The sequence below is a fragment of the Neobacillus sp. S1227 genome (assembly GCF_055385255.1).
Map to the genome: position 1 here is coordinate 2788236 of NZ_AP038276.1, position 12998 is coordinate 2801233.

Consider the following 12998-nt stretch of genomic DNA (forward strand, 5'->3'; position numbering starts at 1 on the left):
GCTATTTTACTAAAGCATCTAATTGAAGATTGATATTATTTTAAATAGTATAATATAAAATCCTTAGATGCAAGAATTTATTTCTAAATGTTTTGAAAAATTAAAACCATTCGCTTTCCTAAATAATTTTAAAGTAGTATTATAATTTAATAGAATAAACAGAGTGTTTTGAGACCAACTAGAAAGGGTAATCTACATGAAAAAAGGTGTTGCACTATTAATCTTAGCCACCATTCTTTGGGGCGGTAACTACATATGCGGACGTTTCCTGGCACCGGCTCTGCCGGCAACGCTGCTAAATACGATACGTTGGGGAATATCGACCATACTCCTTTGGGGGATTCTTACTTTTAATAAGAAGGATTTCCCAATCATAAAAAAATGGAAGGAATTTTTGATTCTTGGATTTTTTGGAGTGTTTGCCTTTTCTACATTAAATTACTTAGGATTAAGGTCCTTAAGCGCTTCGCACGCCGGTATGATTTCTGCGGGAATTCCGATTGCCATTTTGCTGTTTACTCCGTTTGTTTTAAAAGATAAGATTCATGCTAAATCGTGGATTGGCGCTGTCCTTTCTGTGATTGGCGTGATGATTTTAATTCAGGGAAAACAAGGTGGGGCGTCCCACGGTTCCCTAATCGGAGAAGTTGAGATTCTGTTATCTTGCTTGGCTTGGGGAATGTATACGGTTCTCGGCAAAAAATATGGGAAAAGTATAGATCCACTGACCATGACGGCCGGAGCATCCTTTTACGGCACCCTCCTAAGCGCATTAAGCTGTGTCGGCACAGTTGATACGGGAATGATTCACATGACTGGCTCCACATGGCTTACAGTTGTCTACGTTAGTACATTAGCTTCTGTTGTTGCCTTCTTCTCCTGGAGCGCGGGAGTTGAAATGGTCGGACCGGCACTTGCGGCACCCTTTATCAATTTGCTGCCTGTTTGGACCGTTGTATTTGGTGTATTGTTATTAGAAGAGCGCGTATCCTTGGCAACCCTGCTAGGCGGCATCATAACCATCACAGGCGCTGTTCTTGCAACCTATCAAACTCCAAATAAGAAAAGGGGCTTGAGCCGCACTGCTTAATGCACAGCGGCCTCATGCCCCTTCTTATTAATTAGTCGTGGAAATTAGTTCCGTCTGTTACAGCTTTAATGATTTCAGCACGGATGACGAAGTCTCCGAAATGCTCTCCATCATTACGTTCCTTCGCATAACGGCCAAGCAGGACGCTCAATTCATTTAGAATTTCCGCTTCACCAATGTTTTCACGGTACATTTTGTTCATACGGCTGCCGTCAAAAGCGCCCCCGATATACAAATTGTACTTACCGACCGCTTTCCCGATTAGCGCGATTTCTGACAGCGCCGGGCGGGCACAGCCATTCGGACAGCCGGTCATGCGGATCGTAATTTCCTCGTCACGAAGACCGTTTTCATCTACAATCTCTTCTATCTTGTCAATTAGCTTTGGCAAGTAGCGTTCACTTTCAGCAAACGCCAAGCCGCATGTTGGCAGCGCAACACATGCCATTGAATTTCGGCGCAGTGCCGTATGGTGCTTTCCATCAGTTAACCCGTACTGCTCCATTAACTCGCTAATCTTCTTCTTTTTCTGGCTTGAAACATTGGCAATCACAAGGTTCTGATTTGGTGTTAAACGGAAATCACCAGTATGGATTTTGGCAAGTTCCTTTAAGCCTGTTTTCAGCTTGTAATCTTCATAATCTTTCACACGTCCATTTTCAACATACAAGGTAAAATGCCACTTGCCGCCAACGCCCTTCACCCATCCATAGCGATCGCCATTATGATCAAAGTGATATGGTTTCGCTTCATCCAAGCTCCAGCCTAGGCGGTTTTCTAATTCAGTCTTAACTGTCTCCAGACCAAGACGATCTACTGTGTACTTGAAACGTGCATTTTTACGGACAGAGCGATTTCCGTAATCGCGCTGAATCGAAATAGTCTTTTCAGCTAGCTCCACGATTTTGTCAGGAGTAACGAATCCGATGACTTTCGCAACCTGTGGATATGTTGCTTTGTCGCCATGTGTACTTCCCATCCCGCCGCCGATAGCTACGTTGAAGCCAGCAAGCTTTCCGTCTTCTACAATCGCAATTAAACCAAGGTCTTGGGAAAAGACATCGATATCATTCGATGGAGGTACAGCAATCCCGATCTTGAACTTACGCGGGAGGTAAGTTGGACCGTATAATGGCTCCACTTCTTCTACCTCTGGAGTTCCAGCCACCTTCTCCTCATCCAGCCAAATTTCGTGATAGGCTCTTGAACGCGGCAATAAATAATCGCTTAAATACTTTGCCCATTCATAAACTTCCGAATGGATTTCTGATTGATATGGATTCGGGTTGCACATTACGTTTCTGTTGACATCACCGCATGCTGCAAGCGTCGTCAACAGAGTGTTATGAATTTCCTGAATCGTATTTTTCATGTTCCATTTTAAAATGCCATGAAATTGGAACGACTGACGAGTTGTCAGTTTGATGGTGCCGTTGGCGTTCTTATCGGCAAGCCTATCCAATACCAGCCATTGGTCCGGTGTTACCACACCGCCTGGTGCACGGACACGGAGCATAAATTGATAAGCTGGTTCTAGTTTCTGTTTTTGTCGCTCATTCCGAAGGTCACGGTCATCTTGTAAATAACTGCCATGATGCTTCATCAAACGGTTGTCATCATCAGGAATACCTGCGCTCAACCGGTCCTGCATTACTTCCTTCAGCGTGCCGCGTAAATAGTCGCTTTCTACTTTTATTCGCTCGACATCACTTGGCTTACCATCCGGTGCTTTTAAAATTGAGTTCACCATGTTGAAAAGACTCCTTTCAAAACCAAATCAATATACGTCACGCTGATAGCGTTTTTGCTGCTGCATTTCGGCTAAATACTCTTCTGCTTTTTCACGGCTCATCTGGCCTTCTTTTTCAATAATCTCAAGTAATGTACTGTGGACATCATGTGCCATGTGCTTCTCGTCGCCGCAGATGTAGAAGTAAGCCCCTTCTTCAATCCATTCGAATAATTCCTTGCTGTGCTCTAACATGCGGTGCTGGACATATACCTTTTCAGCCTGGTCGCGAGAAAACGCTACATCCATTTTTGTGAGCACGCCGTCCTTCAGCCATTTTTGCCATTCAAGCTGGTAAAGGAAGTCGGTTACGAAGTGCTGATCGCCAAAGAACATCCAAGCTTTACCTTCTGCACCTGCCTCTTCACGTTCCTGCATGAACGAACGGAATGGCGCAGCACCGGTTCCCGGCCCAACCATAATAATCGGTGCGTCCGGGTTAGCAGGGAGTTTAAAGTTTTCATTATGTTGGATGAAAATCGGCAAGGTATCCCCTGCTTCAAGACGCTCCGCTGTTAAAATTGAGCAGACACCTTTCCGTTCCCGGCCATGTGCTTCGTAGCGGACGGCGCCAATAGTCAAATGAACTTCATCCGGATTAGCTGACAAACTGCTAGCAATGGAATAAAGTCGTGCAGGGATTTTACGTAATACGGATACAAACTCTTGTGCAGATTCTCCCCAAGCACCGAAATCATGGATTAAATCTAGTAAATCTCTGGACTCAATATAAGCCTTTAATTGACCTTCATTGCCTGCCGCTACAAGCTCATTCAACTCAACATTGGTTGAAACCTGAGCGATTTTTTCAAGCAGTGGTTTAGTCAACACGGTAATTTCATAATAAGAAGTAAGCGCGTCTTTAAGTGGACGGACATCCCCTTGTTTCACAGTAACAGCCTCATCCGGACTCCAAGTTAATTCCTGAAGTAACAACTCAACTAGCGCAGGATCGTTCTCTGGAAAAACCCCTAGGCTGTCACCCGGCTCAAAGCTGAGACCTGATCCTTCAAGCGATAATTCAAGGTGACGAGTTTCTTTATTCGAACCACGGCCGTTTAAATTAATATTTTCAAGTACCTCCGCACGGAACGGATTAGTTCTTGAATACACAGACTCAGCAGATTGAGTTGTTCGTGCAGGTACTGGCGCTGGTGCTCCACTTCCACCCTGAACATCATTCAAGCTGCCAAGAACACCTTGCAGCCATTCACCTGCCGGCTCGTCAAAATCCACATCACAGTCAAAGCGTGGATAAAGTCTAGTTCCTCCAAGCTCTTCCAAACGTTTATCAAAATCTTTTCCGGTTTGACAGAAAAACTCATATGAGCTGTCTCCAAGTGCCAAAACGGAAAATTGCAGACCGTCAAGCTTTGGCGCCCGTTTTCCAAATAAGAACTCATGGAAGGATTTTGCGTTATCAGGCGGCTCACCCTCACCATGTGTACTGGCAATAATGAGAAGGTTTTGAACCTTCTTTAGATTGTTTGGTTTAAAATCACTCATCGCCGAAACGGTTGCGTTATAACCGATCCCCTCAAGTGCCTGACTTGCTTTTTTCGCCAGACCCTTGGAATTTCCGGTTTGCGATCCATAAAGAATCGTTACCTCTTTGGATACGCTTTGGGATTGCACAGGCTGACCTGCAGGTGCTCCCAATACGATTGAATTTGCAGAGGCAGCAAAGTACCCGCTTAACCAGACTTTTTGCGATTCCGTTAAGCTTGGCAGTAGACGTTTTAGGAGCTCTGCCTGCTCCTCTGTAAATGGACTGTTCAATACCTGAAGTTGCAAAAAATATCACTCCCCTAAGGAAAATAAGCCATTTTTGAAATTGCTCTAAGACATCATTTTCATTGAAAAATTGATTACTATTATAATAGTTTTACTATTCCTATAAGTCAAGTAGGAATTAAATAAAAACCATCATGCATTTATTTCATTTTCACTTTACCGAATATCTGAACATTAGTAAAATAAATATTAATTATTAAAACTATTAGTATTTCTAATAATAAGGCGGGTTGGTTATGCATTACGAAGAGTTAAAAACCTTTGTCACCCTGGCAGAGGTTAAAAATTTTACGAAAACTGCAGAGTTGCTGCTAATGTCACAGCCCAGTGTGAGTTTACATATCAAAAATCTAGAGAAAGAATTTCAAACAAAATTATTTCTGCGCTCTCCAAAATTCCTGCAAATCACTCCGACGGGTGAGATCCTTTACGAACGAGCTAAGCAAATGATTACCATTTACGAACAAACTAGGCTGGACATTCTTGAACATCAAGATTCCATAAAAGGAGAATTAATCATCGGGGCCAGTTTTACGATTGGGGAGTACATCCTCCCAGCTTTGCTAATCGAGCTTCAAAAGGAATATCCAGAATTGGATCTTCATGTGGTTATCGGCAATACCGAGGAAATCGCACAATCGGTAAAATTGTATAAAGTGGATATTGGATTAATTGAGGGTCACACCAATGAAAAGGAATTATCGGTCCATCCGTTTATGGAAGACGAGCTTTTCGTGGTTTCATCAAATACTCATGAGCTTACGCAAAAAAAGGAAGTCACGATAGCTGATCTGCAGAATCAAACGTGGGTAACACGGGAAAATGGATCCGGAACCCGCGAGTATTTAAACCATGTCATCCGTTCCAATGGCTTGAAGGTTAAATCCTTTTTAACCATCAGCAGCAGCCAAGGAATAAAAGAAACGCTCATCAACGGGATGGGGCTGTCACTTTTGTCCCGCAGTGTCATTGACAGGGATGTCAAGCAAGGACTACTATCTATCATTAATGTAAAAAATCAAACTTTTAACCGAACCCTTTCCTATGTATACTCACCGATTATGGAAGAAAAGCGGAATGTGAAAACCTTTATTCATTCCTTAACTCAAAAATGGCCGAAGTAAAATGACTGTGCGCCCTTTTCTCTATTTTTCAGCAGGATTTTTTCATTAGCACGATGAATAAATTAGTAATTAAATAGAAATTTGCCGAAAAAGGTTGAAAGGATGTTTTTTGTGAAAAATGTAAATGAACTAAAAATAATTCGTGTTCCCATTCCTACCCCTACTTTGCTGCCCCATATGACAACAAATTGCTATTTGATTGGGAACGCACAGGAAAGCATCTTGGTTGACGCTGGATATGACCAGCCGGAAACGCGAAGTGAATTAGAAAAAGCCCTTGTTGAAAATGAAATCGCTGTCCCAGAAACGATTATTCTTACACACGCTCATCCTGATCATGCTCCAGGTGTTTGTCAGCTGATCGACTGGAATCCGGTTGTGTACTGTCATCACCTTGAAAAAGAGGAAACCCAATCAGCTATTTCACCTTGGAGCAATATTTCTTATTTAAATGACAGGGACATCCTGCGTATCGCTGGTGAGGAAATACATATTCTACATGCCCCAGGCCATACGGCAGGCCAGTTGAACCTGTATATTCCTTCCCAACAAATTCTCCTTGCCGGAGATAATATTGTTGCGGAAGGAACATCCTGGATTGGCCCTCCGGATGGTGACATGAGCGATTATTTTACGACCCTTCATCGTCTTGAGCAATTAAAAATCAGTAAAATCGGTCCTGGCCATGGGGAATGGGTCACAACGCCTTATCAGCACATAAAGTTCGTATTGAACCGAAGACTGTTTCGAGAAAACCAAATTAAGGATTTATTGAAAGAACATACGAGCTTAACTTCTGTGGAGTTAACAAATATCATTTATCAAGATTCCATCCATCCCAGTGTGTTTGAAGTGGCAAAAAGAACAACCGAGGCACATTTAATCAAATTAATAAAAGAGGAATCCGTCACGCAGCAAGAAGAAGTTTATTCTTTAAAAAACAATCTTATAGTCTGATACATTAAACTCCGGCATCGTAAGAGGACCGCCCTTTACATATTCAGCAATCGATTTCAAGGTATGAATTGTCGGCGGAGCTAAAGATATCTTTTCTTCTCCATATTGGGTTAGAGCGTCTTGAGGAGTAATCCATAAGGAATCATCAATTTCAATTTCGTCAGGTCTTGGAGTTTGGCCCTCAGGCAGCCTAGCAAGAAAGAATCTTGTATCAAAGCGAATCTTGCTCAATTTTGGTGTAATAATTCGTCCAAAATATGTTAAGTTTTCTAGATTTAGATAAAGCGCTTCCTTTTTTAACATATGTAAAAAAGAAATGTCACCTTTTATTAGAAGACGGCGGTATTCTATAGCGGTTTCCTCTTCCAAAATGGCTGTTGAACCGTCGTCTTTTTGACATAGGAGAATCCCGGCTTCTTCAAATAATTCACGTGCCGCAGCGATATAATATGACTGGCTGAAGGACACATCCCGTTTTTCATTGCTAATATATTCGTCGTCGTGAGCCTCATCGCCTCCATCTAACGCTCCCCCGGGAAAAACATAAAACCCCCCCATAAATTTCATCGTTTTCGGCCTTTGTGTCAAGAAAACTCTGTTCTGATGATCCAATAAAACGACCGTGGACGCCGGTCTTGGTGTAACCTCCATATTTGTACCACCTTTCTTTTTTTCTTGATTACATCTATATTCAACTTGTCTAGCTAATTTCCCTTCCTTTTTCAAATTGAAAAAGCACGCTATTTTTTAGCGTGCTCAGAAAATGATTATATGGCAGGTGCTTCCATTCCCATTTGGCTCCATTCTTCCCTGGCAGGACCATAAACACCTGGCACTTGGAGCCCAGCCTGGCGCATTAGTACTGTCATTTGGCCGCGGTGATGGATGATGTGCTTGATAAGAAGGTCAAGGGTGACCGCTTTTGGCATGTTCATCCCAAAAACATTTTTCATTTCTTTCAGGGAGTCGTCGGTCCACTGTTGCTGGACTGCTTCAATTGTATCAGCACTTACCTTGCGAAACTCGTCAGCGATGGTTTTTGCTGATGTGGGTACTGTTCCTGCATTCTCAACTTGGGCGACATTGATACCGAATTCATGCAGCATTCCTGGTGTACTTGTGACAACATGCCAGGCAATTCTCCCGAGTGATCGGTCATCAGCTGTAACCATTTGATTTAGTGAATTGTCAGTCAAAGCCTCCATAATCTTTTGTGTAGACCCCGACTCTTGATTCCATTCCTGTACGAATTCTTGGATTGATGTATACATGATTATACCTCCATTTTGTTGGCTATGATTAACTACCTATTTCATTATTACCAAAATGTGGCGGTTCATGTATATATTTCTTTTTCAAAAAAAGTTTAACGAAGCCTGTCTATTAGAATATAATTTTAAAAGTGATTTCATTTTTTTCTAAAAGGGGAAATATCAATTGCGGATTCTTGGAGCGATTACAGCTTTCTTTGTAACAGATTTTTTCTTTCATTTAATTGATGCCTTGGCGATGGGGTTGAAGGCAGAAACACAAGCACAGCGGATTGGTGCCGTCTTTTTAGGGCTGCTGGTGCTATTGATCTTGATGGCTATCTTTTACCGGTTCTTTTCACAGTCCTTCTTCAATGGGTTTACCGTTGCGGCCGGATTGTTCTTGAGCTTCGATATTGTTGTTTTTCATTGGATTTTTCAGTTGCACCGGATTACCAATGGACCGGAAGCCAATTGGCTGGAGCCGTTGTTTGTAGTATTTGGGTCTGTTTTTGTTTGGGTTGGAATCAAAAAGGAACGCTCTGCTGAAGTCAACAAGCATAATGGTGTGCCATTTTCATGAAAAAACGCCTGGATTACAAATTAACGGGTCCCCTTTTAAGGTGCATAAAGTAAACAAACAGGACAATTCACTGACTTATTCGCAAGATTTTTCACTGCTAATTCCTAATAATATGGGATTGACGACTGAAATTACCATTAACTATCTACCTTGGGTGCCAATGGAGGTTGTTGATGCACGGAATGGGTGAAGCAGAGCATTTTGGGAAGCCAATAGAGGTTGTTGGCGACCGAAATGGGTGAAGCAGAGTAATTTGAGTAGCCAATAAAGGTTGTTGGCGACCGAAATGGGTGAAGCAGAGTAATTTGAGTAGCCAATAGAGGTTGTTGGCGACCGAAATAGGTGAAGCAGAGTAATTTGAGTAGCCAATAAAGGTTGTTGGCGACCGAAATAGGTGAAGCAGAGTAATTTGAGTAGCCAATAAAGGTTGTTGGCGACCGAAATAGGTGAAGCAGAGTAATTTGAGTAGCCAATAGAGGTTGTTGGCGACCGAAATAGGTGAAGCAGAGTAATTTGAGTAGCCAATAGAGGTTGTTGGCGACCGAAATGGGTGAAGCAGAGTAATTTGAGTAGCCAATAAAGGTTGTTGGCGACCGAAATGGGTGAAGCAGAGTAATTTGAGTAGCCAATAGAGGTTGTTGGCGACCGAAATGGGTGAAGCAGAGTAATTTGAGTAGCCAATAAAGGTTGTTGGCGACCGAAATGAGTGAAGCAGAGTAATTTGAGTAGCCAATAGAGGTTGTTGGCGACCGAAATAGGTGAAGCAGAGTAATTTGAGTAGCCAATAGAGGTTGTTAGCGACCGAAATGGGTGAAGCAGAGCATTTTGGGTAACCATTTTTTTAGGCTGCCCAAAGTGTTTGACCCAAAAGTATCTTGAGTAGCCAATGATTGACATAGGCTACTCTGATATGAATTAAAAAAATTCCCACAATATAATCGTCCTCTTAAATCACATTAAAAATCAATCCCAACTCGTAGACACTCGAATAATTATTTCAACGTTTAGGAATACTTCGTGATTTCGGATGCGAAGACCATGTGTTTTGCATTGTTAATTGATTGTCTGCACTTCTAAAGTGACCAGATAATTACACATCCGAGAGGTTTTTTCTTATATCTTAGGATATAAAATCTCATCTATGATCCCATAATCTTTGGCTTCTTCTGCGCTCATGAAGAAGTCGCGGTCTGTGTCCCTTGCCACTTTTTCAAGAGGCTGCCCTGTTCGTTCTGAAATGATTTGATTTATGTGTTCTCGAAGTTTTAAAATACGGCGGGCGGATATTTCAATTTCCGTTGCCTGCCCTCTTGCCCCTCCCAACGGCTGATGGATCATGATTTCGCTATTTGGTAGGGCGACACGCTTTCCTTTCGTACCCGCCAAGAGCAGCAAGGCCCCGAATGACGCAGCCATTCCGGTACAGATGGTTCTGATATCCGGCTGAATGTATTGCATGGTATCAAAAATGGCAAAACCTGCAGAGGTCGAACCCCCTGGACTGTTAATATACAGTGAGATTTCCTTTTCCGGATTATCCGCAGCTAAAAACAAAAGCTGCGCTACCACGCTGTTAGCCACATGGTCATTGATTTCATCGCCAATGATAATAATTCTGTCTTTCAACAGGCGGGAATATATATCGTAGGACCTCTCGCCGCGATTTGTATGTTCAATCACGTATGGAATGGTATTCATTTAAAATCGTCTCCTTATAAGCAGTTTTGGCTAGGCAGCCATGCAGAGAGTGCTTGAAGGAGAGAAGCTTTGAATAGAATCAGCTTTTGGAATTTTGCTGAAAGACGAAGTTATTTCTTCAATAAGAATTGATGGATCTTCGCTCTTTAATGCCTCATAAAAGAGTTCTGATAATTGCTCCCGTTCATCGATATCCCAGTATGTTTCTGAGGTTAGGGACTGGTCTTCATCCTTTAGTTTTTCCAGCCGATTTTTTGCTCGGTGCAAGTTGGCCTTTACCGCCATTTCAGAGGTGTTTAGTATTTCGGCGATTTCCTTTATTTGATATAGAAAAGCTTCTTTTAATAAAAAGATTATTGATTGCTTTGGGGTGAAATGATTGATAAGTATCTCAACAGTATTAAATAGCTCATTCCGAGCCTCGTTCAGACATTTACAGGTAAATTCAGTTTCCTCTTGAATGCTTTCCTTTTTTCTTTTGCGAATTACATCCACCCAGTGGTTATATGCGATTTTATTTAACAGAGCGGGTGTTACCCTTTGCTGTTGATTTTCATATTTCAATGCTTTTAGATAAGTTTCTTGTGCAACATCATCCCCATCCCACGCGTTTTGAGTAAGAAAGTGACAATACTGCTTGAGTTTTGGATACTGCTCCTGCCAATATGAATATGCATGGTCATTGTCTTTCGGTTTAAACTTGTGTAGCATGTTTTTCACTCCTTTTTGCACTCTCTACACTATAAACGTATATTGGGAGACGAAAAGATACGGGGTTGGAAAATTTATTTGTAAATTTAATTTATCATATTCATTCAAGGGGATGTTAACACTTATTAACAATGTAATGTGAGGTTTGGTAATAAATTTGTTTGGCAGTCCATTTTAAGGGATTCTCATTGATTTTGTTTTCTAAAGGACTTTTTCCTGAGAACATTTCGGCGTGATTCTACACCAGTTTTGTCCGAAGCAGCCAATCCTGAGGACATTTCGGCCTGTTTCTTCACTAGTTTTGTCCGAAGCAGCCAATCCTGAGAACATTTCGGCGTGATTCTACACCAGTTTTGTCCGAAGCAGCCAATCCTGCGGACATTTCGGCGTGATTCTCCTCCAGTTTTGTCCATAGAGGCTAATCCTGCGGACATTTCCGTCTGATTCTTCACCAGTTTTGTCCGTAGTCGCCAATCCTACGGTCAGTCCGGTACGGTTTCCTCCGGTATTATTAGGAGGACTTAAAATAACAAAAAAAACGCCATTTCTGGCGCTTCTTATGACAATTGGTTGTTATTTTCATTAATCATTTCTTTAACATCTTGGGAAATTTTATCGAAGGTTTGATTTACTCTATTCATAATTGCTTCATTATCTGTTTCATTCGTCTGGTTCTCGGCAATTTGGTAATTTTCTTTTTCCATAAATTTCACCTCCACTTTTAGGGTGCTACATTATGGAAAAATTTATTACAATCAAATTCTAAGTTAACATAATATTATTATATGATTGGAAAGTCAGCCTATGCAGACAGCCTTTTTCTTATTTTGAAAAAAAATAGAAGAAAAAACATGAAGATAACAGCTCCTAGAAAGCTGAATCCTGCTATGACGGAAATTTTTGATGAGATCAAACCAAAGCCAATACCGACGATGAATGTAATCCCTCTCTCGATCAATGATTGAAATGATTCAATTGTTGCTCTAATTTCCGAAGAACCATTGTGATGAAGATATCCTGTCACAACCGGTTCCATCACTCCGCTGGCCAGAAATACAAAAACTATCATTGTAACACCCACCCAGCCCGGAAACATGGCGCTAAACATAAGTCCAGTGGCGGTGATAGCAAGAACTGTAAGAATGATGGTCTCCGTCTTAAGATAATATTTTAAATAACCCGCCATTAGATTCCCAGGAATCCTTGCAAGTGAAATCAATCCAGAAAACAATCCAAAAAATAAAACAGAAAAGCCGATATCATCTAAATACAGCTGCCAAAACTCATCCAGGTATTTCACACAGGCAGCAATGGCCATAGCATTTGTAATAATCAAAAGTAATCTAGGATTGTTTTTAAAAAAAGCTATCGAGCTAACAAAATATTCACGCCATCCAACCGTTTTGGTCTGTTTTTCCACGAGCAGCTTTTTGGACGGGGGTTCACTTAAAACAACAGTCATTGCAAAAGCAATTAACATGCTTGCCTTGCCGCAGATAGAATATAGTTGACCTCAAATCCATAATATTTTGCCATTACGCTCCCTGAAAGTGCTGCAAGGATCGCCCCGAAAAAATCAAGCGAATTCAGTCTTCCAACTATTTTTTCAAAGGATTTATGTTCGTTAGTCACCTTAAGCGTGTCATATAAAAGAGCATTCAATGAACCGCTCCGGCAGGCGCTTGAAATTCCGGCAAGAAACACAACAAGGGCAAACGTCCAGAAGCTGAAGGCAAACAGAAGGATGATAAATTCCAGCATCGATAAAAAGGAACCAACCACTAGTAGTGCTTTCCTGCCAAATTTATCAGCTACAATCCCTGTTGGAATTTCCAAAATGACAATGGTCACGGCATAAATGATTTCACAGAAAACCACCATTAATACCGTCATACCACGTTCTTGCCAAAACAACCTTTCTATTACATACGCAGGTATTAGACTCCGAAAAAATACAATGAAATACAGTTTATGAACATTTTTAGAATAACCCAGTTAACCT

At 41.5% G+C, this 12998-nt stretch carries 14 protein-coding genes; 4 read left to right on the forward strand and 10 right to left on the reverse strand.

Annotated elements, in window-relative coordinates; genetic code table 11:
• Nucleotides 1–196 precede the first annotated feature (196 nt).
• On the forward strand, nt 197–1090 hold the full coding sequence (locus ACZ5AE_RS14075) for a DMT family transporter (RefSeq protein ID WP_464573303.1): 894 nt from the start codon (nt 197–199) through the stop codon (nt 1088–1090).
• A gap of 31 nt (nt 1091–1121) precedes the next feature.
• Here ACZ5AE_RS14075 and cysI read toward each other — a convergent pair whose 3' ends face one another.
• Both cysI and ACZ5AE_RS14085 read right to left on the reverse strand, forming a co-directional pair.
• Nucleotides 1122–2840, reverse strand: a complete 1719-nt coding sequence (cysI, locus tag ACZ5AE_RS14080; RefSeq protein ID WP_464573305.1) for an assimilatory sulfite reductase (NADPH) hemoprotein subunit — start codon at nt 2838–2840, stop codon at nt 1122–1124.
• 27 nt (nt 2841–2867) lie between these two features.
• Nucleotides 2868–4673, reverse strand: coding sequence for an assimilatory sulfite reductase (NADPH) flavoprotein subunit (locus ACZ5AE_RS14085; protein ID WP_464573307.1), 1806 nt, complete (start codon nt 4671–4673; stop codon nt 2868–2870).
• 236 nt (nt 4674–4909) lie between these two features.
• On the opposite strand from ACZ5AE_RS14085, the gene ACZ5AE_RS14090 reads away from it, so the two are divergent.
• Both ACZ5AE_RS14090 and ACZ5AE_RS14095 read left to right on the forward strand, forming a co-directional pair.
• Complete coding sequence (locus ACZ5AE_RS14090) at nt 4910–5797, forward strand: LysR family transcriptional regulator (RefSeq protein ID WP_464573309.1); 888 nt, start codon at nt 4910–4912, stop codon at nt 5795–5797.
• A 111-nt stretch (nt 5798–5908) separates the two neighbouring features.
• Nucleotides 5909–6754 (forward strand): MBL fold metallo-hydrolase, encoded by an 846-nt coding sequence (locus ACZ5AE_RS14095; protein ID WP_464573311.1) that lies wholly within the window; start codon nt 5909–5911, stop codon nt 6752–6754.
• Here the strand turns inward: ACZ5AE_RS14095 and ACZ5AE_RS14100 are convergent.
• Both ACZ5AE_RS14100 and ACZ5AE_RS14105 read right to left on the reverse strand, forming a co-directional pair.
• Nucleotides 6731–7405 carry an NUDIX hydrolase gene (locus ACZ5AE_RS14100; protein WP_464573313.1) on the reverse strand — a complete coding sequence of 225 codons (675 nt, stop codon included), beginning with the start codon at nt 7403–7405 and terminating at the stop codon, nt 6731–6733. The genes ACZ5AE_RS14095 and ACZ5AE_RS14100 overlap by 24 nt on opposite strands.
• A gap of 116 nt (nt 7406–7521) precedes the next feature.
• A complete protein-coding gene (locus tag ACZ5AE_RS14105) occupies nt 7522–8025 on the reverse strand; it encodes a DinB family protein (RefSeq protein WP_464573315.1) in 504 nt (167 codons plus the stop codon).
• Nucleotides 8026–8191: 166 nt separating this feature from the next.
• Between ACZ5AE_RS14105 and ACZ5AE_RS14110 the strand changes: the two genes are divergently transcribed.
• A complete protein-coding gene (locus ACZ5AE_RS14110; RefSeq protein ID WP_464573317.1) occupies nt 8192–8587 on the forward strand; it encodes a DUF2243 domain-containing protein in 396 nt (131 codons plus the stop codon).
• 1113 nt (nt 8588–9700) lie between these two features.
• Here the strand turns inward: ACZ5AE_RS14110 and clpP are convergent.
• The 6 genes from clpP to ACZ5AE_RS14140 all read right to left on the reverse strand — a co-directional run bounded on the left by clpP (nt 9701) and on the right by ACZ5AE_RS14140 (nt 12991).
• Complete coding sequence (gene clpP, locus ACZ5AE_RS14115; RefSeq protein WP_464573319.1) at nt 9701–10285, reverse strand: ATP-dependent Clp endopeptidase proteolytic subunit ClpP; 585 nt, start codon at nt 10283–10285, stop codon at nt 9701–9703.
• A 30-nt stretch (nt 10286–10315) separates the two neighbouring features.
• On the reverse strand, nt 10316–11017 hold the full coding sequence (locus ACZ5AE_RS14120; RefSeq protein WP_464573321.1) for a sigma factor-like helix-turn-helix DNA-binding protein: 702 nt from the start codon (nt 11015–11017) through the stop codon (nt 10316–10318).
• A 164-nt stretch (nt 11018–11181) separates the two neighbouring features.
• On the reverse strand, nt 11182–11409 hold the full coding sequence (locus ACZ5AE_RS14125) for a hypothetical protein (RefSeq protein WP_464573323.1): 228 nt from the start codon (nt 11407–11409) through the stop codon (nt 11182–11184).
• A 144-nt stretch (nt 11410–11553) separates the two neighbouring features.
• On the reverse strand, nt 11554–11700 hold the full coding sequence (locus ACZ5AE_RS14130) for a hypothetical protein (protein ID WP_464573325.1): 147 nt from the start codon (nt 11698–11700) through the stop codon (nt 11554–11556).
• A gap of 98 nt (nt 11701–11798) precedes the next feature.
• The gene (locus ACZ5AE_RS14135) at nt 11799–12458 is read right to left on the reverse strand and encodes an MFS transporter (protein ID WP_464573327.1); all 660 of its coding nucleotides are present in this window, start codon (nt 12456–12458) and stop codon (nt 11799–11801) included.
• An 11-nt stretch (nt 12459–12469) separates the two neighbouring features.
• Nucleotides 12470–12991: an MFS transporter gene (locus tag ACZ5AE_RS14140; RefSeq protein ID WP_464573628.1), complete on the reverse strand. Its 522-nt coding sequence runs from the start codon at nt 12989–12991 to the stop codon at nt 12470–12472.
• Nucleotides 12992–12998: the final 7 nt, after the last annotated feature.